The sequence below is a fragment of the Vibrio sp. 10N.247.310.23 genome, from assembly GCF_041467155.1.
Lineage (GTDB): Bacteria > Pseudomonadota > Gammaproteobacteria > Enterobacterales > Vibrionaceae > Vibrio > Vibrio crassostreae_C.
Window position 1 is genome coordinate 46,119 of sequence record NZ_JBFSTZ010000024.1, and the last position, 24,890, is coordinate 71,008.

The window sequence follows — 24,890 nt, forward strand, 5'->3', positions numbered from 1 at the left end:
TAAGTCAATTAAAAAGCAGCTAAGTCAATTTAGGTGTTTGAGCTTTGAATCAAACACGACCTTGCAGAGGAATGATCGTCACTGTCTCGCCAACTTTCACAGTATCAACTGCTGGAGAGATTTCGATTAAGCAGTTCGCTTCACTCATTGAACGCAGAATACCTGAACCTTGCTTGCCCGTTGTTTTCACTTCAAGCACGCCAGATTCATTCATCGAGAACACACCACGGCTAAATTCAGTACGGCCTTGGCGTGAGCGCAGTTGTTCAGTTGCTACAGCATTTGCTTTTACTGGTGTCCAGTTCGTTTGACCTTGAAGCTTACGGATCGCAGGCTCAACAAAGTTAATGAACGACACCATCACAGCAACAGGGTTACCCGGTAAACCAAAGAACGGCTTGTTCTCAATCTTACCGTAAGCCAATGGGCGACCTGGACGCATGTTGATACGCCAGAAGTTGATTTCACCCAGTTTATCTAACGCAAGCTTGATGTAATCCGCATCACCAACAGACACACCACCAGAAGTCAAAACCATATCGGTTTCAAGCGACGCAGAATGCAGCACATCCATCATCTTCTGCTCATCATCTTCAATGATGCCGTAATCGACGATGTCACAGCCGAGCTTTTGAAGCATGCCGATAATAGTAAAACGATTTGAGTCATAGATAGAGTTGGGTTTTTGCTCGTGCCCCGGCGCTTGAACTTCATCACCCGTAGAGAACACACCCACTTTCACTTTACGCAGAACAGGGCAGGTACCAAAACCTAACGACGCCATCATGCCCATTTCTGGCGCTTCAATGCGTGTGCCACGTGTAAAGACAGGTTGGCCGATTTCTAAATCTTCACCTGCCATACGGACATTTTGTCCGACCGAGATTTTAGCATCAGGGAAGCTAACTTTATCGCCATCTCGGACGGCTTGTTCACGCATCACGACAACATCAACGCCTTCTGGCATTGGTGCGCCCGTCATGATCTTAACCGCTTCACCTTGTTGAACGATTTGCTCGTAGCTGTGACCCGCCATGACTTCAGCAACGATGTTGTAGCTGTCCAATTCTAGATCTTCACTACGAATTGCATAACCGTCCATTGCAGAGTTGGTATTCTGAGGAACGTTGATTGGCGAAATCACATCTTCAGCCAGCACACGGCCGTAGCCTTGCAGTAATTCAACACTCTCTGTGAGATCGAGTGCGTCAATACTATCAACAATCTTTTGCTGACCTTGAGTAACGGTTAAACCTGCAGGAGAGAACAAATCACAACAAACAGCTGGCGCTGCGTCTTTTGAAGATGAGCATGACACGGCTCTGCCTGTTGTAGAGACAAGGTCAAAGGACTGCGCGTAATCGATGATGAAATCACGAATCGCTTCTAAGTCGCTGATCGCCATTTGTGGCAGCTCTGATTCAACTTGGCTGTCTGCCGCGATAGCAATAATGTTGTTATCGTTTGGATATAACCAAGGTTTGCCCACTTCATCTCGGTGCAGTTCAATTTTAGGGAAGGCGATGTTCTTACAGCCTTCAACCAAAATCAGATCAAGCGTGTTGGTATCAAATCGAGTCAGCAGGTAATAAAAATCTGCTTCGGCTTCTGGTGTTTCTGTCATCATCACGTGACGATTACGAGAAGCAATCAACATTTGGTTCGCGCCCGCTTTACGTAAGCGGTAACTGTCTTTACCCGGCTTATCGACATCAAAATCGTGGTGAGCATGTTTTAACACGCCAACTTTTAAACCCGCATCAGTCAACAGAGGAAGCAGGGCTTCAAGTACGGTCGTTTTGCCTGTACCGCTATAAGCAGCAAAGCCCAATAAAGGAAGGTTAGGGCGTTGTTTAGAATCTTTCATTATTGAAGCGTTCCGAATTGGGTGAGTTCTTCTGGCGTGTTGAGATTAACAAAGCAGTTAGGAGAATCGCTGAAATCAACGTATTCGGTAACACACTCTTTGTATAGCAAGATGATTTTACGATCACCACGTTCCAAAAACGCTTCTAACTTTGGTAGAACACGCTTGTGGAATAGGGTGAATACAGGTTGCTTAAATTCCCCATCATGCGCGACAAGAATGTCGCTGTCTTCTTTAACTGCAGAACAAAAACGCTCAACAAGATCGTCACTGATTTGTGGGCTGTCGCACGGGACAAAGCCAACCCAGTCTGTACTCGCATTTTTAAGGCCAGCATGAATGCCGCCCAATGGACCTGGATAGTCAGGGAAGGAATCGGAAACAACCGGAGCAAATGCTTGGTAACTGTCTAAGTTACGGTTGGCATTGATAGTGATGCTGACATCTTGCTGTGACAGCTTGTTTATAACGTATTGAATAAGCGGAGAACCGTTGAGCTCAACAAGTCCTTTATCTTTTCCACCCATGCGGCTGGCCTGTCCGCCAGCCAAAATAACCCAACTAGTTTGCGTTGGAAGCAGCATAAATATTCTCTTGTGCTTTATCTTTCTGAATAACTTGCAGAAGCGGGGATTCGGTCAAAGTATTGTCTTTGATCCACCACTGCTTCTTACATAAATCGGTTAACGCGTTAGTTTGGTGACTGGTGATGACTAAACTCGCGCCTCTCTGAAGAAGATCTTCGGCCATAATCACCAATCTTTCAATAGATTCTTTGTCTAAAGAAGCACTTGGTTCATCCATAAGCAAGATTGACGGCTTAAGAATCCAAGCTCGTGCCATTGCAACGCGTTGACGCTCACCACCAGACAACACAGAAATGTGTTCATCTGCCAAGGTTTCTAAACCTACCATTCTCAATGCATTAATTATTTGAGCTCGCTTATCTTTTTGGCTCTCTTTGTTAAAGCGAATGCCATAAGCGACATTTTGGTACACCGAACCATCAAAAAGATAGGGGGTTTGATGCAGGTAGATAATGTCTTTGAACTTGAGCCTAGGGAATAAGATCTGCTGCCAGCTTGGTGTCGGAGACTGAATGCGGCCAGAGCTGGGCTGAATCAATCCAGACAATATTTTAAGTAGGGTCGTTTTACCCACACCATTATCTCCTTTGAGATAAATGGCATCGTTGGGGCCGATCGACAATTCGGGAATGTGGAACAAAACACGCTCTTTGTAGCGCATTGAAATTTGCTGCGTTGTTATTTTTATACTCATGACAGCGTTCCTAAGTTCTTAAATAGCCTTTTCCTCTCACACTGGAAAGGAAAAAGTTAAGGGCTAATGCCAATGCTAATAACACCATACCGAGGGCGACGCCTTGAGCAAATGCGCCTTTGTGGCTTTCCATGGCAATAGCTGTTGGGATGTTTCTTGTCATCCCCATAATGTTGCCACCGACCATCATTGAACAACCAACCTCAGTGACGATACGAGAGAAGGCAGCGATAGTTGCAGCTAAAAGAGGGAAGCGCGTTTCCCAAATTAACGTACACGCCACACGAGTCGTTGATACGCCAAGCGTGCGCGCCGTTTCAACCGCTCGGCGGTCACTGGCCTGCAGAGCGCCATGCATCATCGCAACTAGGATAGGGAAACAGATCACCATTTGACCTAGAATCATCGCCTTTTGGGTGAACAGCAATTGCCAATCACCTAACGGGCCAGAGCGAGAAAGCATCATGTACATCAACAAACCGATAACCACAGTAGGGATCGCTTGCAGGGTGTTGATCACTGAAAGCAGAGCCCATTTCCCGGGGAACTCGGTATAAGCCAATAAGAAAGCCATAAGGATTGCAGGAACAATCACCAATGAGATGGCGGACAAAGATACGCTGAAGGATACCGCGACGATTTTCCACAATTCGTGGTCAAAGCTCACAAGTAGATTCATTGCATCAATCGTTGTTTGCCATAGGGTCATGAAGTATCTCGTGTAAATCGATAATAGGTTTTATCGGTAATGACTGATGTTAATCATAGCTGACACAATATTATTGAGCCTATATTGGCCAGCTATTGTTTCTTTAAATGCTTCAGTTAACTGGTTAGTTAAGCGTAGTGCTAATTGGAATTAGTACTTACAACAAACCATTCTCAGCTTGTTATAAACGAATCTACGCTGACGAAAAACTACTCTGCGCTCGCTACAAACAGCTGTTTGCCATGCAGTTTAAAGTCGTTAATCAGTTTCTGACCTTTAGGGTTCACCAACCAATCACTGAATACTTTCGCTGCTTGGTAGTTAATGCTTGGGTAGCGCTCTGGGTTAACAAGGATTACTTGGTAAGGGTTGAATAGGTTCTTGTCACCTTGGAAAAGGATTTTAAGATCCAGTTTGTTTTGGTAAGCCAACCATGTGCCACGGTCTGTCATGGTGTAGCCTTGCATTTCAGACGCCATGTTCAGAGTAGGGCCCATGCCTTGACCAACACTGCGGTAGCCACCAAAGTTTGGTTCCATTTTGGTCTGTGCCCAAATGCCCATCTCTTTCTTGTGCGTGCCTGAATCGTCACCACGAGACACAAACGTCGCGTTGTTGGTTGCGATTGCTTTGAATACATCAGCTACAGCTTTTTGAGATTCAATTTTTGCTGGGTCACTTTGAGGGCCCACAATCACAAAGTCGTTGTACATCAGCTTACGAGGTAAAACGCCGTAGCCTTTTTCTACGAAATTTGCTTCAGCTTTTGGTGCGTGAGTCATTACCAAATCAACATCACCATTTTCGCCCATGCGAAGTGATTTACCGGTACCCGCAGCTAGAACATCAACCTTGATACCAGAATCTTTTTCGAACTCAGGCAATAAGTAGTCCAGTAGACCAGAGTGATAAGTACTTGTGGTTGTCGCCAACTTAATATGAGTGGTGTCTTCCGCGCTGCTAGCCGTGTAACTGACGATAGATAGAGCTGCAATAGTTAGGGGAATTGCTTTCATTATTATTATGTCCATTCTGTTATAAATGAATGACATGCCTTCAATTTTAAAGGGCTCAAAGAGGGCATGTGCATAAGACGCTAATTGTTGTAATTAGAAATCTACACCTTATAAGCAATCTTAATGCCAACAAATAATGCATCAGATTTCATTAAATTGCTGTTATTTCGGACAAAACTGAGTCTTTTACCCCGTTAAAATGAATCAAAACATGAGCTAGGACAAAATGTCGCACATTGTCCCTGTTGGAGAAAAGGTTAATTGGTACACTCTGTCCCAACTTTTCTCACCGGCTAATCATTATGTCTTTACCTAGTTCATCTGCATCCAATCTCAACCCGAACACATTGACTCAGTATCAGGCCTTTTCCGTTTTGGTCGTCGATGATGAATTGGGTATGCAGGCTATCTTAAAGAAAGCACTAGGTAAGTTCTTTGGCAAGGTGTCGAGCGCAGGATCGGTTGAAGAGGCTGAAACGCTGCGTTCGAGCGAACATTTTGATCTGATTGTCCTTGATATCAACCTACCAGGCCGCTCTGGCATTGAGTGGGAAGAGGCGTTTAACGACAACGACAAACGCGCCGATGTGATTTTCATGACGGGTTATGCCGATCTAGAGATGACCATATCCGCGCTTAAGCTTGGTGCTTCAGATTTTATTCTTAAGCCGTTCAACCTCGAACAGATGATACAAGCGGTTCTGCGTTGTATGGATAAGCGACTCGACCAAAGAATGCAGTACGCGTTGAAGCGTGATGTGAGTCGTCATATCAAGACTGAACTGATTGGCAATTCAGACAAGACCAAACAACTTAAATTGCTGATCAGTCAATTTGCACCGTCTCGAGCGTCCGTCTTGATAGAAGGTGAGTCGGGTACCGGCAAAGAGCTGGTTGCTCGTGGTGTACATGAAGCCAGTAAACGCACAGGTCCATTTGTGCCAATCAACTGTGGTGCGATTGCTCCAGAGCTTCTAGAAAGTGAACTGTTTGGACATACATCAGGCGCATTTACTGGTGCGAAGAAAAACCGTGAAGGTCTTTTCCGAGTCGCAAGTGGTGGCACCTTGTTCCTTGATGAAATTGGTGAAATGCCACTGCCAATGCAAGCTGCATTGCTACGCGTGTTAGAGCAAAGAACCATTCGTCCAGTCGGTAACGAAAAGGAAATTTCCGTTGACGTACGAGTGGTGGCGGCGACCAACCGAAATCTTCAAGAAGAGGTCGATAAAGGGCACTTCCGCCGCGATCTGTTCTACCGACTCAATGTACTTAAGATTGATGTGGTGCCATTGAGAGAGCGCCCGTCAGACCTGATTGAACTTGTTCCATACTTTACTCGTCTTTTATCGAGCGAGCTTGGCATGCCAGTTCCAAATTGGGCACATGAAGATATCTTGGCGTTGAACGAATACGAATGGCCGGGAAATATTCGTGAACTTAAAAACTTAGTCGAACGATGCATTCTTTTAGACAAGCCACCAGCACACTATTGGCGCGAGATTAATGGTGATCCTGTTCCCGCTAGCATTTCAGTGACGGTGTCACATGGTGCGGAAATGCCAAACTTGAATAATGCAGACGCTGCCGAGGGTTATCCAAACACTTGGACACTCAAAGAAGTAGAAAAATCTCATATAGAACAGCTGGTTAGTTTTCATGATGGCAATAAATCGGCAGCTGCAAGAGATCTTGGCGTCGCACGTAAAACGCTAGAGCGTAAGTACAAAGATTGGAACACAGAAGGCTCTGAATATGCCGATTAGACGTCGTTGGTGGTCAAAGTGGGCGTTCCGATTCAAAACCATGGTTCGCTACCGATTATTATTCCTAACATCAGCTCCGATCATTCTGACCTTGTGCGCGCTTGTGGCTATCACACTGTATTGGTCAATACGTTACACGTGGCAGGGCGCTCTGATTGATGTTGATGAACGCTTGGATGTTGCCGATAACAGTATTCACCTGATCCAAAATCAGCAAGCATACAACGTTCGTGCGTTCGCCGAGTCTTATAACTTTCGAACCAAACTCGCGAGTGATCTTTCACACGAAGAGCTAACTCGCTGGGTGTCTGAGAACAAATCTCGCTATGAGCTCGATTTTCTGCGCTGGCGCAGTGTCGAGAGCATGGAAAAGAAACTCGAATATCTAAACTTAACTCACAAGCCTTCATTTTTCAGTGTCTTAAGCCGTAATGAACTCAATTATCTCGATCGTGACCTCGCTAAAAAAGCGGAAGTTCCGATGCTCAACGGGCAAGAGGTCGAGACTCGCGGATTGGTAAGCCGAACCGTTGTATCCATCAAAGATGAACATGATCATGTGATTGGTTTTCTGGATGGTGGGATCTTACTGAATAACAGTACTCAACTTGTTGACCAAATCAGTAACCTTATCTATCCACAACGAGAAGGTTTTAATCGTCATATAGGAACGGTCACGGTTTTCCTTGATGATCTTCGTGTTAGCACCAACGTGCCTTTGAGCAGTGAAGACAGTGTAGGGCGCGCCATTGGTACACGTGTTTCTCACGAGGTTCACTCGAAAGTCTTGAATGAAGGTAAAGAGTGGCTAGATCGAGCGTATGTTTACGATGCTTGGTACATCACAGCTTACCAACCAATCCATGACCAGTTTAATAATGTGATTGGTATGCTTTACACCGGTTATTTGATTTGGCCGCTGATAGAAACGTACTTAACCAACCTTGGCGAAATTAGCATTACCATTGTGTTGCTTCTGTTGGCATCCGGTTTGATCGTTCACCGTGGCGCACGTGATCTTTTCAATCCAATCGAACGCATTCATAAAGTGGTGAAGCTAGTACAGATGGGGCAAGACAAGCGAATTGGTACGCTAGGTTTGGATGATCAACACGAACTGACACTGCTCGCTAAACAGTTCGATAAGATGTTGGATCTACTGCACGAGCGTAATCAAGAGATTCAACAAGCGGCGTCTGAACTAGAGTGCAAAGTGCATTCTCGTACCGCGAGTTTGAAAGAGAAAACTGAAGAACTTGAACTGCACATCAAGCTTCTCAATCAAGCCAGAGATAAGCTGGTGGTCAATGAAAAACTGGCCGCGTTAGGTGAATTAACGGCAGGTATTGCTCATGAGATCAATAATCCAACCGCCGTGATTCTTGGCAACGTTGAACTGATGAAGTTTGAACTGGGCGATGAAGTGAGCCGTGTAGATGAGGAAGTCCACGCGATCATGGAGCAGATTGACCGAATTCGAAATATCACACGAAGCCTGCTTCAATACAGCCGTCACGGCGGCGTACAAGACGAAATTACGTGGCAACATATCAACCCAATAGTGGATGAAAGTATTACGCTCGTAAAAACAGGTGCGAAGAAGAAAGGCATTGTGTACGTATCGCAGCTGAACGCTAAAACCTCAGTCGAGGTCAATCGAAACCAATTGCTACAGATTCTGGTTAACCTACAAATGAACGCGATTCATGCAATGGACGGTCAGGGCACGTTAACCATTTCGAGTGAAGACTGGGTTGAAAATGGTGTGTCTCATGGCGCTATCGTTCATGTTCAAGATGAAGGCTGCGGTATTAAGGAAGAACAACTGAAACGTATCTTCTCGCCTTTCTATACCACCAAACGAGATGGCACGGGCTTAGGGTTGTCAGTATCTCAGAGTATCTTGAGCCAAACTGGCGGCGAGATCCGAGTTGAATCTGAGGTAGGTAAGGGAAGTTGCTTTAGTATCTATCTTCAACAGAAAGCGACACCTCAATTGCTTGTATCAAACCTATAAGTTCTAAGAACTCATTCACTGATATTATCATCTGATAATATTTCTAACGCGCTTGGGCTATTACACGAACGTTTTAGCCCAAGCACGAAAATTCCGCACTACTAATCTATCGCAAACCAAATCTCAACTCGCTGCAAATGAGGTACTCCAAGCCTCACAATCGCTCGCAGAAGACAGTCAGAAAATGGCGAACACTACAGAACACCTTACTGAGCAATTGAAATACTTTAAGGTTTAGCATCAATAGGACTATTAGCTTAAAGATAAAAAGCTCATAAAAAACACCTCCGCACTTGCGATAAGTTCGGAGGTGTTTTTATTTATGGCTAGTCATTTGCTATAAGCAACAAACGTCTAAAGCATCAAGCCTAATGCGCCGCTACTGAAATTTTCGGTGGGTTGATGTTGTGCTTCTTAAACTCTTTCATCACACGCAAAGTAATGTCGGTTTCAAACAGCTTCTCATACGCAGTATCCACAACGTAAGCCTTACAAGTTAGCTGTATTGCTAGGTAGTTATCGGTAATCGTCTGTTTAACCAAAACCGTTACAGGTTTCGGCAAGTGGATATAACGACTTGAAGACGCCGCTTCTTGAATCAGATCGCGGGCTAGGGTGATGTCTTCATCCATACCAACGTAAAACGGAATCACCACCTGCATGTCCAACGCACCGTAGTTACCACTGGTGGTCACTTCATTTAAGAACTTGTTGTTAGGAATGGTAATGATGTCATCGTTCAGCGTTCTCATTCGCACTGAACGCAAACCGATGGTAATGATATCTCCGTAGTTGCCTTCGAACGTGACGCGGTCACCAACTTGAAAGGGTCTATCAATCATTACCGTGATGCCCGCGATGAATGAAGCTGCCAAATCTTTAAGCGCAAAGCCGACTGACACGGCGAGTGTACCACCAATCAAAGCCAGTATTTGGTCGTTGATTCTAAAGCTCATCATGAACACGATAAGACCGGTGCTCACATAGATGAAGAACTGAGTAAACGACTGCAGTTTTTGTAGTAGCATTCGATATTGCACGAACTGACTACCAAAGCTGGTCACTAACGAGTTGATGAACTTAAGCAATAACCACATCGCAGCAATAACGATCATGGAGAAGAACACGCCGCTCCATCGCACAAGGCTCGCTATTTTAGATATGTTTTCTACGTTAGCTAACTCTTCCGTCGCAAAGGTCGGGAAACTGACAGCACTTGCCAAGCCAACAAATAGTAGGATAAATAACTTCTTCATTTTACTTCACCAGTAGATGTTGACGGTCGAGAACGTTCGTAATATGGCGGAACCAGTGCTCAGAAATCCGAGCCTTTTCTTCATGCCAACCAATATAACCACGGCTTTCAAAGTAACGCAGAATCCCCGTTATCTCTGCCGTGCTCAGCTGTGTACATTCAGACAATACTTCCGGAGAAGCGATTTCCAGTTGTACGATAGAACGAAGTACAGCCAGCATAGGTTTCGGCATATTTTCCAGCTCCTGGGCTTCAGGAACATGGAACAGACGCACCACGGCTTGATCTGTCTCTTTGTTTCGGTTCAAAGAGAGTCGGAAGAAACGCAGCGCAACGGTAGGGTTGCCATCAGAATAGTGCCACAAAATTCGATAGAAACCTTGGCGTGCACGTTCTTCTTCACTCATATCATCTTGGTCCCATTGCTTAGGGACTACTAAACCATCAAAAGACAACGGCTTCTCAAGCTCCGTATTGATACGGCTATTTAGAAGTTCACCCACTTGTTTCTCTGTCCAACGCGGAAGGAAACACACCAAGTCAAACAGCAAACGTTCGCCACGCGCTCTATCCACAAATCGCCAGCTTGATTTGGCGATCGATATCACGACACGGTGGTTCTTTTTAGAACGACGCAGAAGGTTGGTCAAACGAATCAAATCAGACAGGCCACCGACCATTGGTTGCACCAGTCGTTGTGCGTTATCAATCGCGATAAGGTAAGTGGTATTGCTCTTACGAAGATGCGCTAATATTTGAATTTCAGTCGCTTCTTCGTCCAAGCCAATGCTCACGGCTAAATGCGCTAAAAGCTCTTGGTAACCCGCATAAGGGCAACTCACGTATACAGGCTCAGCGTTAGAGACTTTGTGCAGTAAGGTATATAGCAGCGTTGTCGCGCCGACACCACGTTCGCCAGACACAATACAGATAGCCGGGCTGTCTGACATTAAGTAGCGTGATAACTGCTTAATTTCATCTCCCGCGTAATCTATCAACGTACTGTCGATATTACCCGGAAGAATGTATTCATAGGTTTGATCGCCTTTGATTCGAACCAAGTTTTGCTGATTCTTATCAAGGTCAGACTGTTTAGCAACTTCAATTCTAAATAGATAAGCTAAGGCCTGGCTAAACAAAGTGTAATTGGATAGCAGGGCCATAATTCGATGTTGAAAGTTGTAAACACTCAACCACACGATGCCAATGGCCGTCGCCAATATATTAAGTAAGAAGGTATCCTTGCGGTTTACTGCCCAATTCACCCAAACCGGGCGATCAGAGATGTGTTGCAACGTATCGAAGACCTTCGCTCTCCATAGTCTGAGAACTGAGATCGTGACCAGCACAAACCAGAAAAACAGAGCGCTGTAAATCCAGCTGTAAATCGTACCTTTGCCTAGCGTAATACTTGATATCTGGAGAATCACACCCGCAACGATGAAGCTCCACACGTAACGACGAATAGTCGATAGGCGTAGTACTATCACTTCTTGATTTGATGTACGACCTAAACGGTAGGCAAATTCCAAAATAAAGCTGATGGCAATCGAACCACCTAGAATCCACCAAGTGAAGATCTCCAGGAAAATCAAATGTTGAAGACTAGGGATACTAGAAAGCACTCTCAATGACAATGTGATGGCAATTAGCCAAGCAATCGCACGATCAGCGCGGCTGATATACCAAATCACGCGAACCAGAAAAGGAGGGTTCGTTTTCGCTTCAAGAAAGTTAATTCGAAACAGTTCAATCAAGCGGGTGCTGTTGGCAAGCCACCACACTAAACCGAAGTAGATGAATAACACTTTTAGTGAGGCACCAATCACTGGCACTGGCGAAATAAAGATGTCTTTAACGAGCGCTTTAAAGCTACGAATTTGGAAGTAAACAAGATACTCAATGTTGAGCTTGGTTAATTCCCACTCTTGCTTAAATTGAGTTACGCCGTAGGGGCCAAAACCCGTTAGGCGCTCTTTATTAGCGGAATTCGTCTGCTCTAACAGGTGTTGCTTGCTCACATTCAAGCTATTCAAAGTGACGTAACTGGTTTGAACGGCAAACCATTGATCGGCGTCGTTGTTCGCTCTGTAGGCTTTTATCTGTTGCTCGAAGGTTTTGATTTCCTGCTTTTGAACTTGTAGCACTTCAGCGAGCAATATATTGACTTGGCGTCTGTCCGACGGTTCCATAAAGAGGGGGTCGGGTAGCGAATCAATTCGATCATCGAGATCAACAGCAGAATCGGATACCTGCGGCTGAGATTGTAAGTCATATTCCAAGTTGGCATGACTAGGCCAAGAGAGAATGGCCAAAGTGAGGATTAAGAAGCGCGATAGTGAACGCATAAAAGTCTCTTAGAATTATGAGGTTAGGATTACTATAGTTAGATAATCTGACTTTGTGAAATCCAACCCCGTGTCGGGGGCGAGTACTTTATTCCTGTTTCGAGCGATTTTGTCATGAAATTGTCAGGGATTAGGCTAGTATTTGAGCATCTTTATTATGTCTTCTGTTGCGTTGATCGGGTTGGCTTTTACTGTGACCAATCAGCATACGATATATTCAATGGTTGGCATGATTTGGGACGTTATATACCGCCCATTATGGTGCGCTGTTCGATATTTTGTTTTTCCTTAAAATCGACGGTTTTACGGCGATAAATAGAAAACCAAAAATGTGAGTCAGTTCAAACTATGATTTGGCTAGGTTATCACTCACTTAATGGCCAGTAATTGCAATCAATACTTGCAGTTAAAGCCCTGAACAAGTAACGTTGCGGCGTTTTTCACATTAAAAAGGTAATGGCATTGATCTCCACAGCAAATATCACCCAACAATTCGGCGCTAAGCCACTTTTCGAAAATATTTCAGTTAAGTTCGGCGAAGGCAACCGCTACGGTTTAATCGGCGCGAATGGCTGTGGTAAATCGACGTTCATGAAGATCCTATCTGGTGAACTTGAGCCAAGTGCTGGTAACGTAAGCTACGATCCAAACGAGCGCGTTGCTAAGCTAAACCAAGACCAGTTTGCTTACGAAGAATTCACGGTAATCGACACGGTTATCATGGGTCACAAAGAGCTTTGGGCTATTAAGCAAGAGCGTGACCGCATTTACTCTTTGCCAGAAATGAGCGAAGAAGACGGCATGAAAGTGGCTGACCTTGAAGTTCAGTTCGCTGAAATGGACGGTTACATGGCAGAAGCTAAAGCTGGTGAGCTTCTTCTAGCGGTAGGTATTGAAGAATCAATGCACTTCGGTCTGATGAGCGAAGTAGCACCGGGTTGGAAACTTCGTGTTCTATTGTCTCAAGTACTGTTTGCAGACCCGCATATCATGCTTCTTGACGAACCAACGAACAACCTGGACATGGACACCATCAAGTGGTTGGAAGACACGCTAAACCAACGTAACTGCACAATGATCATCATTTCGCACGACCGTCACTTCCTAAACTCTGTTTGTACACACATGGCTGACCTTGATTACGGCGAACTTCGTCTATTCCCAGGTAACTACGATGAGTACATGACGGCTGCGACTCAAGCTCGTGAGCGTCTACTGTCTGACAACGCTAAGAAGAAAGCACAAATTGCTGAACTTCAAACGTTCGTATCTCGTTTCTCTGCTAACGCATCTAAAGCGAAGCAAGCAACGTCACGTGCTAAGCAGATCGATAAGATCCAACTAGACGAAGTTAAAGCGTCTAGCCGTCAAAACCCATTCATCCGTTTCGAACAGTCTAAAGAGCTATTCCGTAACGCACTTGTGGTTGAAAACCTATCTCAAGGTTTTGAAGAAGACCTATACAACAAGTTCGACGGTATTTTCGAAGTAGGTGAGCGTGTTGCTATCATCGGTGAGAACGGTGTGGGTAAAACAACACTACTTAACACACTAGCTGGCGCTCTTGAGCCTCGCACAGGTGAGTACAAGTGGTCTGAAAACTCAAACATCGGTTACTACGCTCAAGATCACGCACACGATTTCGAGACAGACATGAACTTGTTTGATTGGATGAGCCAATGGCGCCAAGAAGGCGAAGACGAGCAAGTTGTTCGTGGCTTCCTAGGTCGTATGCTATTTGGTCAAGACGACATTAAGAAATCTGTAAAGGTTATCTCTGGTGGTGAGCAAGGTCGTATGCTTCTTGGTAAGATCATGATGCATAAACCAAACATCCTGCTAATGGATGAGCCAACAAACCACATGGATATGGAATCTATCGAAGCGCTTAACTTGGCTCTTGAGAACTACAAAGGCACATTGTTCTTCGTATCTCACGACCGTGTATTCGTAGACTCGCTTGCAACTCGTATCCTTGAAATCAAAGATGGCAAGATCAACGATTTCCGCGGTACTTACGCTGAGTTCTTGAAAGCACGCGGCTAAGCTTTAAGTTAGCCTTAGTTTTCAACTCTATGCGTTGGAAATTAAGCTATAAATTGAAAATTAAAAACGCCGTCATACTAAAAAGCATGACGACGTTTTTGTATCTAGCTAAGTTTCTATGTATTTATCCTTGATGGGTCACTAACTATTTACATCAGAACTTTACAATTAGAAGCGGTTAGTGAATCACCAATCAAACCTACGCTTTTTTCCGACTGCTGATTATTCACCTTTCACATCAAAGTCAATCTTGTCTGCACCCGTGAACACTTGGAAGCGCAAGCCTTTAGCACGAGCAATCGTTGTTATGCCGAACTTCTGCGCTAAATCTAAGCCCATTTGTGTAACGCCAGAGCGTGACAGTAGAACAGGGATTCCCATCTGCGCAACCTTAATCACCATCTCAGACGTTAAACGGCCTGTGGTGTAGAAGATCTTATCTTCACCTGTCTCTTTGTTAAGCCACATCTCACCAGCCAATGTATCAACGGCATTGTGTCGGCCAACATCTTCAACAAACGATAGAACCTTGTCGTCTTTGCAAACAGCACAGCCATGAACCGCACCCGCTTTCTTGTAGGTGTCGTTATAATGAGTCAGCGCTTCTAGAGCCGTATAGATTTCAGATTGCTTAATCTTGGTTTGAGGCACTTGGTAATCTTCCAATTGCTTCATCACGTTGCCATACATGGTACCTTGGCCACAGCCAGAGGTAACTGTCTTCTTCTTAAGCGCTTGCTCAAGTTGGCTTGTATCTTCTTTGGTGATAACCGCAGCAGAGCTGGTTTCCCAATCGATGATAATAGATTCAACCGCTTCCGGATCGGAAAGGAAGCTTTGGTTTTTCAAATAGCCTAATACTAATGACTCAGGACGAGAGCCCAATGTCATTAAGGTTACGATCTCTTTCCAGTTCAACATCACGGTAAGAGGGCGCTCACACGCGATCTGTTTCGTTAGCTTTTCGCCATATTCATCAAACACTTCAACTTCGATTGTCTGAAGAGGGTTCTCACTGGTTTTTATTATGTTTGGTTTTACCACAGTCATTTCCTACTTAATGAGATAGCGATTTTATGAGATAAGAAGTCAACAAGAGCAATAAGGCTCTCATTCATTAATGCGCTAGTTTGTTGATTCGCTATGGCCTAGATTTCGATTATCGTTCTCGAACATGCCATAGATCTGTGAATACATAGCTCTGTGAAGAACATTAGCGAATTAGCTAAAGCAAATCTTATTCCAAAATAACGGGGATTGATGGAAACATGAAGCATTAGATTAAAATAGCGCAAAATATGAGAGTTCACCGGGTGGAGTTGTCTGAAATAACCAGTATCGACTAACGTTATAGTGACAACTTGATAACGAACGCTATAGATACGCTCTCGCAGTTAATCCGTATTGGCGTGTTTATTGCTTTATGGGGTGTATATGAATGCACACAGTACAAAATGTCCTAAGTGCATTCAGACCAAAGAAAATCAATTGGGTGAAGTATGTCTGAGATAAAAGAATTCAAAGAACAATATGAAAAAACAGAAGCAGCTTGGCCAATCGGTGTCCAAAGAATAGAGAAAGAGATCAAAACTGGCATTTGGGTAACAACTCAATGGGAACTCATCGGTTTTGAATTATCACCTGAACATGAAACCCCAGACGTATGTTTGCTTCAGTTGCACAAAGACGAACGTACCGACTACCGCTTCAATCTAAGCTCTCAGCAACCTAAGCTATTCTTAGTTATGGATAATGTTGACTCCGGTAAACCTATTATTCAATTACTGACAGCATCACAAACAGTCGCAGGCCAATACATGGACGGAGATAACCAAGTATTGTCTTACGACATGCCATTGCCTGTACAAGCTTGGATGGAAGCATTCATCGGTCGTCATGGCGAGTTATTAGAAGCAAGACGTAAGAAACGTAAAGGCGCGGGTCGATCAAATGGCAACTAACTTTTTTAGCCGTTGGTCTCAACGAAAGCTTGATGAATCAACCGACCAACCTTTAGAAGCGCAACAAACGCTTGAGGAAACTGAGCTTACTTCCGCAAAGACTTCGTTTGCTGCTTCATCTATAGACGCAGAAACATCGGAGTCACTAGAACGTGGAACTTTGGAAAAAGAGTCTCCAGAACACGCTGTCGATTCTCAAACTATTGACTCTCAGGAGATAGCATCAGAAACGACTGAAGACTTGTCTGTTGCTCAATTATTGGTGTCAGAAGCTTCAGAAAGCGTAAAAAAAGCGGCATTGCGTAAATTATTCCTCTCAGAAGAATTCAACGTTCGTGATGGTTTAGATGATTACGACGACGATTACAGTAATTTGAAGTCTCTTTCTGAAGGGGTTGCGGAAACCTTGCGTGATTGGGTTAAAGACAAAACGGAAGAAGAAACTGCGCCAGAAGAAGAGCAAATCATTGATAATAAAGACGAAGGTGAAGTTTTAGAAAATTCTGAAAGCGATCTTGAGGTATCTGATAATAAACTTGAAACGTCAGAAAGTGCCGAAATAACCGAACAAGAAAAAGAACTGTATAAAAACACAGTATCGGATAATAACGCTACAATGTCAGACGAAGCAGACCTGAAAGAGGTGGGACAAAATATACCACACAAAGAATAGGTACATTTTGACTAAACACTCAATGAACCGCTTGCGACAAAATGTCCCAAGCGGTTTTTTTATACGCACAATAAACGTTATATAGGATTAAATCACTGAAATATAAGGCATATTAAATTGGCATGGCATTTGCAAAATAACGTTCATTATCAACTTTTTTGTAGATAGACGAGTTCACGGTCTGACGAACGACACACTGGCTAAAGGGTTAGTTGTTAACGGATTACTCAGCAAGTTCTCTCTCGCTTACTACAATAAAGGTTGAACAGATTATCCATGTCCAAAGATGGAACTGAGCAATGCTTAAACAATTATTAGAACAAGCAAATTCAAATAACGCTAAAGCAAGACTGTATGCATTTGAAAATACAGTTGAGTTAACAAATCTGATTCCACCTACTGTTAGCTACGAAAGCGGCGGTAATACACTTGTTATTGGTCCAACTGCGATCATTGAAAGTGCTGCGGCTCAATTACCTCAGTTAACAAGCCTAACACTGCTTTCGACAGATGGTGTGAAGGCAACGAATACTGAGTCAGAGCTTTACTACGCAAATGCTGTTCAGGTTTCAGGGTTCCTTGGTACGTTCGAAGTTCTAATCGAAAACAAAGGCCGAACCAATAACCTTGCAAAAGTAGCAATCAATCATGACTGTTTTGATGTGGTTTTGGACTTATGTCTGAATAGCTGCATGACTGAAGAAGTGCCTGTTCCTGGTTATTACCCAGTAGGTCGTGGTTATCCAAAACTGGCTGAAGCGTTAGAAGAAATTCCTACGTTAATGGGCGCGTTTGATAAGCCTAAGTTCTTCCGTTTGGACACAGACCTATGTGCACACAGTTCTCGTGGTGTTAAAGGTTGTGAGCGTTGTGTTGATGCTTGTCCTGCTGGTGCACTTTCAAGTGAAGGCTCAGATAAGACGGGTCATAAGATCGAGATTAACCCTTACCTATGTCAAGGCGTGGGTACTTGTGCAACGAGCTGTCCGACAGAAGCTATCTCTTACGCATTACCTAACCCTGACGATACTCAAAAATTCATTGAACGTACGCTAGCTAACTACGAGCAAGCGGGTGGTCTGGATCCAATCGTACTTATCTGTAGCTCACGTCATGAGACTTACAACGTGATGGCTCTTAAAGCGCTACCAGATAACGTGATTCCAATTGTCGTAGAAGAACTGCCATCTATTGGTATCGATACTTGGTTTGCAGCTTTAGTTAATGGCGCAACTCAGGTTCTGTTTGCCGCATCTCGCTTTATGCCAGAAACGATCATTCGTGTTCTGAATAACGAAGTAGGGATTGCTCAAGAACTACTAGATCAAATCGGTATTCCAAAAGAAACCATCGATATTCTGTACTTAGAATCTCTACGTGAATGTCCTCCAACACTTTGTGTGGATTCATTCGACCTTGCACTTGGCGATCTTCAAGGCAACAAGCGCCAACGTCTATTTACAGCACTTGATGCGATGTCTTCAGCTCGTATTCCTGTTGGAAATATTGTTGAGCTTCCGTCAAACGCACCTTACGGCAACGTTTCGTGTGATAGCAAAGATTGTACGTTATGTATGAGCTGTGTGGCTGTGTGTCCGACACGTGCACTTCATACCGACGGGGCTTCTCCATCACTTAAATTTGTAGAACAAGACTGTATTCAATGTGGCTTGTGTGAAAAGGCATGTCCTGAAAATGTTCTGACTCTTACGCCTCGTATGAACTGGGTAAAAGAAGAACGTCAAAAAGCAGTTGTGATTCATGAAGAGAAAGCTGCGGAATGTGTACGTTGCCATAAACCATTCGCACCTCAGTCTATGATTGACATGTTACAGAACAAGTTACGCGGTCACTCTCACTTTTCAGATGAAGCAGCGATTAATCGTATCGCTATGTGTGAAGACTGCCGTGTGGTGGATATGTTCGATTCAATGGCTCAAGACCCATTGAAACAATTGAAATACTAGGAGTTAGCCTTGGAAACGAATTTGGATCAGGCACAAGAACAGACACTAAGAACTGAGATCTATTTGGTTCTATCCGCACTGTTTCGCAGCGCACCTTCTGAAGAGGTGATCGACTTTCTAAAAACACTCGATATTGAAGCGTCTGAAAGCGCAATGCAAAAGGCTTGGATTGCCATTCAACAAGCGGCAACAGAATCAAACCGTGAAGCTCTTGAAGACGAATATCAAGATTTGTTCATCGGTATTGGGCGTGGAGAAGTCGTTCCATTTGGTTCTTGGCATCGCACTGGCGCCATGATGGAAAAACCATTGGCAGAGATTCGTCATGACTTAGAGCTTTTAGGCATTGAGCGTGACGATCAAGTGAAAGAGCCGGAAGATCATATCGCAGCACTGTGTGAAGTGATGGCGATGCTAACGGCTGAAGAAGAAGCACTGCAACAGGCGGTATTCAATAAGCACCTTGGCCCTTGGTTTAACTCTTTCACGCGTCAGCTTGAAGGGGCAGAAAGCGCGAACTTCTACAAATCGGCCGCTCAACTGTGTGAAGCATTCTTAACGTTAGAACAAGTGCGTTTTAGCGTGAATACAAAAAGCAGTAAGCACAAATTAAAGATTGATGTGAAAAACGTCACTGATTACGAGTAATCGAGCAGTACGCGATTATATCGATAGAGGGGCATTAAGCCTCCAAAAAAAGATCTACCGTAAGGTAAGGAAGCAATGATGAAAGATAATAAAGATATAAATACAAGCCGTAGGGATCTACTCAAAGGCTTGACGACTGCAGCCGTTGCTGGTGCCGTTGTCGCTGGTACAACTAAAGTGGCAACCGCTTCAGAAACTGTTGAAATTTCGAAAGAAGACGTGAAGAAGACAGGGTATCGTGAGACGCAACACATTCGCGATTTCTACGACACACTTTAGGAGATAACGGATGAAACTTGTCAAACGCTCCGATAGTGTGAGCAAAGAAACCAATCAGCTAGGTGTGTCTCGACGTGCCTTCATGAAAAACACTTCATTAGCTGCTGGTGGCGCAGTGGTAGGCGCAAGTCTATTTGCACCAGGTATGATGAAGAAAGCACAGGCTAAATCAGTCGATCCAGAAGCGAAAACAGAAGTGAAACGTACTATCTGTTCTCACTGTTCTGTGGGTTGTGGTATCTACGCTGAAGTTCAAAATGGCGTATGGACAGGTCAAGAGCCTGCATTCGATCACCCATTCAACGCTGGTGGACACTGTGCGAAAGGTGCAGCACTTCGTGAGCACGGCCACGGTGAACGTCGTCTTAAGTACCCAATGAAATTGGAAGGCGGTAAGTGGAAGAAGCTTTCTTGGGAACAAGCGATTGAAGAGATCGGTAACAAAGCGCTAGAACTTCGTAAAGAGTCTGGCCCTGATTCAGTTTACTTCCTAGGTAGTGCGAAACACAGTAACGAGCAAGCTTATGCATTCCGTAAGATGGCTTCGCTTTGGGGCACCAACAACGTTGACCACCAAGCACGTATTTGTCACTCAACCACAGTAGCCGGTGTTGCGAACACTTGGGGTTACGGTGCAATGACAAACTCGTTCAATGACATGCACAACTGTAAATCGATGCTGTTCATTGGTTCAAACCCAGCAGAAGCTCACCCAGTAGCGATGCAACACATCTTGATCGCGAAAGAGAAGAACAACTGTAAGATCGTTGTTGCGGATCCTCGTCGTACGCGTACTGCTGCGAAATCAGATCACTACGTTTCTCTTCGTCCAGGTTCTGACGTTGCGTTTATCTGGGGTGTGTTATGGCACGTCTTTGCAAACCAATGGGAAGACAAAGAGTTCATTAAACAACGTGTATTCGGCATGGACGAGATCCGTGAAGAAGTCGCGAAGTGGAGCCCAGCTGAAGTTGAGCGCGTTACTGGCGTAAGTGAACAAGACGTATACCACACCGCGAAACTACTTTCTGAAAACCGTCCGGGTTGTATCGTTTGGTGTATGGGTGGTACTCAGCACACGACTGGTAACAACAACACACGCGCTTACTGTGTACTTGAGCTTGCGCTAGGCAACATCGGTAAATCAGGCGGCGGTGCAAACATCTTCCGTGGTCACGATAACGTACAGGGCGCAACTGACCTTGGCGTACTGTCAGACACACTTCCAGGCTACTACGGCTTGTCTGAAGGTTCTTGGCGTCACTGGTCAAAAGTTTGGGATATCGACTTTGACTGGGTGAAAGGCCGTTTCGACGACAACGCATACGGCGGTCAAAAACCAATGAACAGTGCAGGTATTCCTGTATCTCGTTGGGTTGATGGCGTACTTGAAGACAAAGACAAGATTCGCCAACGCGAAAACATCCGTGCCATGTTCTACTGGGGTCACGCGGTGAACTCTCAGACTCGTGGTCCAGAGATGAAAAAAGCGATGCAGAAGCTGGATATGATGGTTATTGTTGACCCATACCCAACGGTTGCAGCGGTAATGAATGATCGTACCGACGGCGTTTACCTGCTACCAGCAACGACTCAGTTTGAAACCTACGGCAGTGTAACGGCGTCAAACCGTTCTCTACAGTGGCGTGACAAGGTTGTTGATCCTCTATTCGAATCTAAACCTGACCACGAAATCATGTACCTGCTTTCTAAGAAGCTTGGTTTCTCTGATCAGCTGTTCAAAAACATCCGTGTTGAGAACAACCAACCACTGATTGAAGATATTACACGTGAATTCAACAAAGGTATGTGGACAATCGGCTACACAGGCCAAAGCCCTGAGCGTTTGAAAGAACACCAACAGAATTGGCACACATTCCACAAAACGTCTCTAGAAGCAGAAGGCGGTCCAGCAAATGGCGAGACTTACGGTCTACCTTGGCCATGTTGGGGCACACCAGAGATGAAACATCCGGGTACACACATCCTTTACGATACGTCTAAGACGGTTGCTGAAGGTGGTGGTAACTTCCGTACTCGTTTTGGTGTTGAGTTTGAAGGTCAAAGCCTACTGGCAGAAGACAGCTACTCGAAAGGCTGTGAGATCAAAGACGGCTACCCAGAGTTCAGTGACAAACTACTGAAACAACTGGGTTGGTGGGATGATCTAACTGCAGAAGAGAAAGCGGCTGCTGAAGGCAAAAACTGGAAGACTGACGTTTCAGGTGGTATCCAACGTGTGGCAATTAAACACGGCTGTATCCCATTTGGTAATGCGAAAGCACGTGCGATTGTTTGGACATTCCCAGACCGTGTACCACTGCACCGTGAGCCACTTTACACGCCACGTCGCGACCTAGTTGCTGATTACCCAACGTGGGACGACAAAGAAGCTATCTTCCGTGTTCCTACGCTTTACAAGTCGATTCAAGAGCAAGACAAATCTGGCGAATACCCGATTATCCTGACCTCTGGTCGTTTGGTTGAGTACGAAGGTGGTGGTGAAGAAACCCGTTCTAACCCTTGGCTAGCAGAACTACAGCAAGAGATGTTTGTTGAAGTGAACCCGAAAGATGCAAACGACATCGGCTTTAAAGACGGTGACGATGTTTGGGTTGAGGGTGCAGAGAAGGGCCGTATTAAGGTGAAAGCGATGGTTACACGTCGTGTGAAACCGGGTCTGGCATTCATCCCATTCCACTTCGGTGGTAAGTTCCAAGGCGAAGATTTGCGTTCTAAATACCCAGAAGGCACTGATCCTTACGTTATTGGTGAAGCTGCTAACACAGCAACCACATACGGTTACGACCCTGTCACGTTGATGCAGGAAACGAAAGTAACCCTTTGTAATATTCGTAAAGCGTAAGGAGTCTTAAAATGGCTAGAATGAAATTTCTTTGTGACACCAAGCGTTGTATCGAATGTAACGGTTGTGTCACTGCATGTAAGAATGAAAATGATGATGCTCTGGAATGGGGTATTCAACGTCGTCGCGTTGTGACACTGAACGATGGCGAACCAGGTGAAAACTCTATCTCAGTAGCGTGTATGCACTGTACTGATGCCCCTTGTATGGCAGTTTGCCCGGCAGACTGTTTTGAACATACGGAAGACGGCATCGTACTTCACAATAAAGATCTGTGTATCGGTTGTGGTTACTGCTTGTTTGCTTGTCCGTTTGGCGCACCTCAATTTCCTAAACAGGAAGCCTTTGGTGAGCGCGGTAAAATGGACAAATGTACCTTCTGTGCTGGCGGCCCAGAAACAGAGCCAGGTTCTGTGGAAGAACGTCAGAAGTACGGTGCGAACCGTATTGCTGAAGGCAAGCTACCAATGTGTGCTTCTTTATGTTCGACCAAAGCACTGCTAGCGGGTGATGCAGAGAAAGTCTCTGATGTATTCCGCCAGCGTGTTGTTGAACGTGGTGCGAAGGGTGCAGGCTGGACAGACGGCAATGACCTTTCTTACGATGCGATGAAGAGCTAGTTAGGAGAGACATATGCTTACAATGTTTAAGCGTCTCTTCCTTGTTGTGCTGCCAATGTTGGCAGCACTAACAATGCTGTCTCCTTTGAGTCATGCATCTGAGACGAACTCATCACAAACTCAATCGAGCTCTGCTGAAAGAGAAATCACACAACTTGCTGGCGCTGATTTTTGGCGACAAGTAAGAAACGGTGAAGAAGGTTACACCACATCTCAATCGGCTGAGCACGGTGTGTTGATCAGTACCCCAGGTCAAGCGTGGTACATATTGAAAGAGAAGTGGATGTCACCAGCCGGTGCTGTCGCTATCTTTGGCAGTATTGCTTTCGTTACTCTAATGTACGTTGTGATTGGCCCATTAATGCTGAGTGCGCCAAGAACAGGCCGCAAGATCAAACGTTGGTCTCGACTAGACCGTGCCTTGCACTGGAGTATGGCGTTTACCTTCTTAACACTGGCGTTCAGTGGTTTGATGTTGGTTTACGGTAAGCACTTCTTGAAGCCGTACATTCCAACAGACCTTTGGGGCTTCATCGTTCTATTGGCGAAGCAATACCACAACTACATCGGCCCGATTTTCTATGTGCTGTTGATGGCTGTTCTCATCAAGTGGTGGCGCAAGTCTATTTTCAAGATGGTCGATGTACAGTGGTTCATGAAACTGGGTGGTATGGTCGGGAAACATAAAGGTTCTCATCCATCTGCAGAGTTTTCGAACGCGGGTGAAAAAGCGCTATTTTGGCTGCTTATCGTTATGGGCAGTGTCGCAGCAATCAGTGGCTTGGTGTTAGATTTCCCAATCTTTGGCCAAACACGACGTGATATGGAGCTTTCAAACCTAGTCCATATGTTGGCTGCTTTAATCCTTATCTGTGGCTTTGTGTTCCACATCTACATCGGCCTGTTCGGTATGGAAGGCGCTCTAGAAGGTATGGTAACAGGCGAAGTCGATGAAACTTGGGCTAAAGAGCACCATGACCTTTGGTACAAAGAAGTGATGGAACAAGAGAAAAACGGCGTTGAACAAAGCGCTAACGCAGCAACAGAGAAAACGGAAGGGGTGAATAAGAATGAACAAACCTCATAAAGGTATTTGGGTTGCTTACATCCTCAGCTGTTTTACACCATTTACTTGTCTTCTCTCTGGTGTAATTGCCATCATCTACGCGGGCTATCGTTTAGATAAAGGGGAAGACGGCGAAGTAGTGGATACCCATTACTACGGCTTGATTCGCTCGTTCTTCTTGAACTTGACGTTCTTTGTTGTACTTATCGTGACAGTAGCGACCTCTAATGGCGTGTTGATCGGTGTGAACGATTACTGGTATCAAAATCATATTATCGATGACATCGCTTACTACATACCGTATGTAGGCATGTTGTTCGGTGGTGTTGCGATTGTGGTTTGGTTTATCCGTATGTATCAAGGCATGCAGCGTTTAAGTCAAAACCTACCGCAAAACCCGACAACAGGTCCAAACTTGTAGTCGAGTATCGGCTCACTAGATAGCGAATTATCTAGCACAATAGTCCTTTTGAAAGCCCAATGATTTCGGTCATTGGGCTTTTTG

At 44.8% G+C, this 24,890-nt stretch carries 20 protein-coding genes; 12 read left to right on the top strand and 8 right to left on the bottom strand.

What is annotated here, in order from left to right; all coding sequences use genetic code 11:
- Positions 1 to 49 precede the first annotated feature (49 nt).
- The 5 genes from AB6D93_RS17555 to AB6D93_RS17575 all read right to left on the bottom strand — a co-directional run bounded on the left by AB6D93_RS17555 (position 50) and on the right by AB6D93_RS17575 (position 4,873).
- Positions 50 to 1,867 carry a bifunctional molybdopterin-guanine dinucleotide biosynthesis adaptor protein MobB/molybdopterin molybdotransferase MoeA gene (locus tag AB6D93_RS17555; RefSeq protein ID WP_102333333.1) on the bottom strand — a complete coding sequence of 606 codons (1,818 nt, stop codon included), beginning with the start codon at positions 1,865 to 1,867 and terminating at the stop codon, positions 50 to 52.
- A complete protein-coding gene (gene mobA / locus AB6D93_RS17560; protein ID WP_004733776.1) occupies positions 1,867 to 2,451 on the bottom strand; it encodes a molybdenum cofactor guanylyltransferase MobA in 585 nt (194 codons plus the stop codon). Before mobA ends, AB6D93_RS17555 begins: the two co-directional genes overlap by 1 nt.
- Positions 2,429 to 3,148 carry an energy-coupling factor ABC transporter ATP-binding protein gene (locus tag AB6D93_RS17565; protein WP_102333334.1) on the bottom strand — a complete coding sequence of 240 codons (720 nt, stop codon included), beginning with the start codon at positions 3,146 to 3,148 and terminating at the stop codon, positions 2,429 to 2,431. Before AB6D93_RS17565 ends, mobA begins: the two co-directional genes overlap by 23 nt.
- Before the next feature lie 10 nt (positions 3,149 to 3,158).
- Positions 3,159 to 3,857 (bottom strand): ABC transporter permease, encoded by a 699-nt coding sequence (locus AB6D93_RS17570; protein WP_017067174.1) that lies wholly within the window; start codon positions 3,855 to 3,857, stop codon positions 3,159 to 3,161.
- Positions 3,858 to 4,066: 209 nt separating this feature from the next.
- Positions 4,067 to 4,873 (bottom strand): substrate-binding domain-containing protein, encoded by an 807-nt coding sequence (locus AB6D93_RS17575; RefSeq protein ID WP_017068185.1) that lies wholly within the window; start codon positions 4,871 to 4,873, stop codon positions 4,067 to 4,069.
- A gap of 302 nt (positions 4,874 to 5,175) precedes the next feature.
- Here AB6D93_RS17575 and AB6D93_RS17580 point away from each other — a divergent pair, with 302 nt between their 5' ends.
- Both AB6D93_RS17580 and AB6D93_RS17585 read left to right on the top strand, forming a co-directional pair.
- A complete protein-coding gene (locus AB6D93_RS17580) occupies positions 5,176 to 6,639 on the top strand; it encodes a sigma-54 dependent transcriptional regulator (RefSeq protein ID WP_065584417.1) in 1,464 nt (487 codons plus the stop codon).
- Entirely contained in the window at positions 6,629 to 8,656 is a 2,028-nt protein-coding gene (locus tag AB6D93_RS17585; RefSeq protein WP_102333335.1) for a cache domain-containing protein, read from the top strand. Before AB6D93_RS17580 ends, AB6D93_RS17585 begins: the two co-directional genes overlap by 11 nt.
- Positions 8,657 to 9,024: 368 nt before the next feature.
- On the opposite strand, the gene AB6D93_RS17590 is transcribed toward AB6D93_RS17585, so the two are convergent.
- Both AB6D93_RS17590 and AB6D93_RS17595 read right to left on the bottom strand, forming a co-directional pair.
- Positions 9,025 to 9,912, bottom strand: coding sequence for a mechanosensitive ion channel family protein (locus AB6D93_RS17590; RefSeq protein WP_017063876.1), 888 nt, complete (start codon positions 9,910 to 9,912; stop codon positions 9,025 to 9,027).
- Between the two features lies 1 nt (position 9,913).
- Complete coding sequence (locus AB6D93_RS17595) at positions 9,914 to 12,259, bottom strand: ATP-binding protein (RefSeq protein ID WP_102333336.1); 2,346 nt, start codon at positions 12,257 to 12,259, stop codon at positions 9,914 to 9,916.
- 462 nt (positions 12,260 to 12,721) lie between these two features.
- Between AB6D93_RS17595 and AB6D93_RS17600 the strand changes: the two genes are divergently transcribed.
- Positions 12,722 to 14,305 (top strand): ABC-F family ATPase, encoded by a 1,584-nt coding sequence (locus AB6D93_RS17600; protein ID WP_009846736.1) that lies wholly within the window; start codon positions 12,722 to 12,724, stop codon positions 14,303 to 14,305.
- 222 nt (positions 14,306 to 14,527) lie between these two features.
- On the opposite strand, the gene fdhD is transcribed toward AB6D93_RS17600, so the two are convergent.
- On the bottom strand, positions 14,528 to 15,349 hold the full coding sequence (fdhD, locus tag AB6D93_RS17605) for a formate dehydrogenase accessory sulfurtransferase FdhD (RefSeq protein WP_102333408.1): 822 nt from the start codon (positions 15,347 to 15,349) through the stop codon (positions 14,528 to 14,530).
- A gap of 455 nt (positions 15,350 to 15,804) precedes the next feature.
- On the opposite strand from fdhD, the gene AB6D93_RS17610 reads away from it, so the two are divergent.
- From AB6D93_RS17610 to AB6D93_RS17650, 9 genes are all read left to right on the top strand, one after another.
- Positions 15,805 to 16,266 (top strand): DUF3305 domain-containing protein, encoded by a 462-nt coding sequence (locus AB6D93_RS17610; RefSeq protein ID WP_017059618.1) that lies wholly within the window; start codon positions 15,805 to 15,807, stop codon positions 16,264 to 16,266.
- Positions 16,256 to 16,939 carry a DUF3306 domain-containing protein gene (locus AB6D93_RS17615; RefSeq protein ID WP_102333337.1) on the top strand — a complete coding sequence of 228 codons (684 nt, stop codon included), beginning with the start codon at positions 16,256 to 16,258 and terminating at the stop codon, positions 16,937 to 16,939. Before AB6D93_RS17610 ends, AB6D93_RS17615 begins: the two co-directional genes overlap by 11 nt.
- Positions 16,940 to 17,238: 299 nt before the next feature.
- Positions 17,239 to 18,906, top strand: coding sequence for a 4Fe-4S dicluster domain-containing protein (locus tag AB6D93_RS17620; protein WP_102333338.1), 1,668 nt, complete (start codon positions 17,239 to 17,241; stop codon positions 18,904 to 18,906).
- A 9-nt stretch (positions 18,907 to 18,915) separates the two neighbouring features.
- A complete protein-coding gene (locus tag AB6D93_RS17625) occupies positions 18,916 to 19,554 on the top strand; it encodes a molecular chaperone (protein WP_017059621.1) in 639 nt (212 codons plus the stop codon).
- Between the two features lie 78 nt (positions 19,555 to 19,632).
- The gene (locus AB6D93_RS17630; RefSeq protein ID WP_170967439.1) at positions 19,633 to 19,833 is read left to right on the top strand and encodes a twin-arginine translocation signal domain-containing protein; all 201 of its coding nucleotides are present in this window, start codon (positions 19,633 to 19,635) and stop codon (positions 19,831 to 19,833) included.
- A 10-nt stretch (positions 19,834 to 19,843) separates the two neighbouring features.
- A complete protein-coding gene (locus tag AB6D93_RS17635) occupies positions 19,844 to 22,699 on the top strand; it encodes a formate dehydrogenase subunit alpha (protein ID WP_017059622.1) in 2,856 nt (951 codons plus the stop codon).
- An 11-nt stretch (positions 22,700 to 22,710) separates the two neighbouring features.
- On the top strand, positions 22,711 to 23,319 hold the full coding sequence (fdh3B, locus tag AB6D93_RS17640) for a formate dehydrogenase FDH3 subunit beta (RefSeq protein ID WP_004733723.1): 609 nt from the start codon (positions 22,711 to 22,713) through the stop codon (positions 23,317 to 23,319).
- A gap of 13 nt (positions 23,320 to 23,332) precedes the next feature.
- Positions 23,333 to 24,406 carry a formate dehydrogenase subunit gamma gene (locus AB6D93_RS17645; RefSeq protein ID WP_102333340.1) on the top strand — a complete coding sequence of 358 codons (1,074 nt, stop codon included), beginning with the start codon at positions 23,333 to 23,335 and terminating at the stop codon, positions 24,404 to 24,406.
- Positions 24,390 to 24,806, top strand: a complete 417-nt coding sequence (locus AB6D93_RS17650) for a hypothetical protein (RefSeq protein WP_010440849.1) — start codon at positions 24,390 to 24,392, stop codon at positions 24,804 to 24,806. The genes AB6D93_RS17645 and AB6D93_RS17650 overlap by 17 nt, the downstream gene beginning before the upstream one ends.
- Positions 24,807 to 24,890 lie beyond the last annotated feature (84 nt).

What these genes read in the sequence shown, in the direction of transcription:
- AB6D93_RS17570 (WP_017067174.1), bottom strand. Translation starts at nt 3,857, where the DNA reads ATGACCCTATGGCAAACAACGATTGATGCAATGAATCTACTTGTGAGC.
- AB6D93_RS17630 (WP_170967439.1), top strand. Translation starts at nt 19,633, where the DNA reads ATGAAAGATAATAAAGATATAAATACAAGCCGTAGGGATCTACTCAAA.
- AB6D93_RS17590 (WP_017063876.1), bottom strand. Translation starts at nt 9,912, where the DNA reads ATGAAGAAGTTATTTATCCTACTATTTGTTGGCTTGGCAAGTGCTGTC.
- AB6D93_RS17610 (WP_017059618.1), top strand. Translation starts at nt 15,805, where the DNA reads ATGTCTGAGATAAAAGAATTCAAAGAACAATATGAAAAAACAGAAGCA.
- AB6D93_RS17615 (WP_102333337.1), top strand. Translation starts at nt 16,256, where the DNA reads ATGGCAACTAACTTTTTTAGCCGTTGGTCTCAACGAAAGCTTGATGAA.
- AB6D93_RS17585 (WP_102333335.1), top strand. Translation starts at nt 6,629, where the DNA reads ATGCCGATTAGACGTCGTTGGTGGTCAAAGTGGGCGTTCCGATTCAAA.
- AB6D93_RS17555 (WP_102333333.1), bottom strand. Translation starts at nt 1,867, where the DNA reads ATGAAAGATTCTAAACAACGCCCTAACCTTCCTTTATTGGGCTTTGCT.
- fdh3B (WP_004733723.1), top strand. Translation starts at nt 22,711, where the DNA reads ATGGCTAGAATGAAATTTCTTTGTGACACCAAGCGTTGTATCGAATGT.
- AB6D93_RS17650 (WP_010440849.1), top strand. Translation starts at nt 24,390, where the DNA reads ATGAACAAACCTCATAAAGGTATTTGGGTTGCTTACATCCTCAGCTGT.
- AB6D93_RS17580 (WP_065584417.1), top strand. Translation starts at nt 5,176, where the DNA reads ATGTCTTTACCTAGTTCATCTGCATCCAATCTCAACCCGAACACATTG.
- AB6D93_RS17565 (WP_102333334.1), bottom strand. Translation starts at nt 3,148, where the DNA reads ATGAGTATAAAAATAACAACGCAGCAAATTTCAATGCGCTACAAAGAG.
- mobA (WP_004733776.1), bottom strand. Translation starts at nt 2,451, where the DNA reads ATGCTGCTTCCAACGCAAACTAGTTGGGTTATTTTGGCTGGCGGACAG.
- AB6D93_RS17635 (WP_017059622.1), top strand. Translation starts at nt 19,844, where the DNA reads ATGAAACTTGTCAAACGCTCCGATAGTGTGAGCAAAGAAACCAATCAG.
- AB6D93_RS17595 (WP_102333336.1), bottom strand. Translation starts at nt 12,259, where the DNA reads ATGCGTTCACTATCGCGCTTCTTAATCCTCACTTTGGCCATTCTCTCT.
- AB6D93_RS17645 (WP_102333340.1), top strand. Translation starts at nt 23,333, where the DNA reads ATGCTTACAATGTTTAAGCGTCTCTTCCTTGTTGTGCTGCCAATGTTG.
- AB6D93_RS17620 (WP_102333338.1), top strand. Translation starts at nt 17,239, where the DNA reads ATGCTTAAACAATTATTAGAACAAGCAAATTCAAATAACGCTAAAGCA.
- AB6D93_RS17575 (WP_017068185.1), bottom strand. Translation starts at nt 4,873, where the DNA reads ATGAAAGCAATTCCCCTAACTATTGCAGCTCTATCTATCGTCAGTTAC.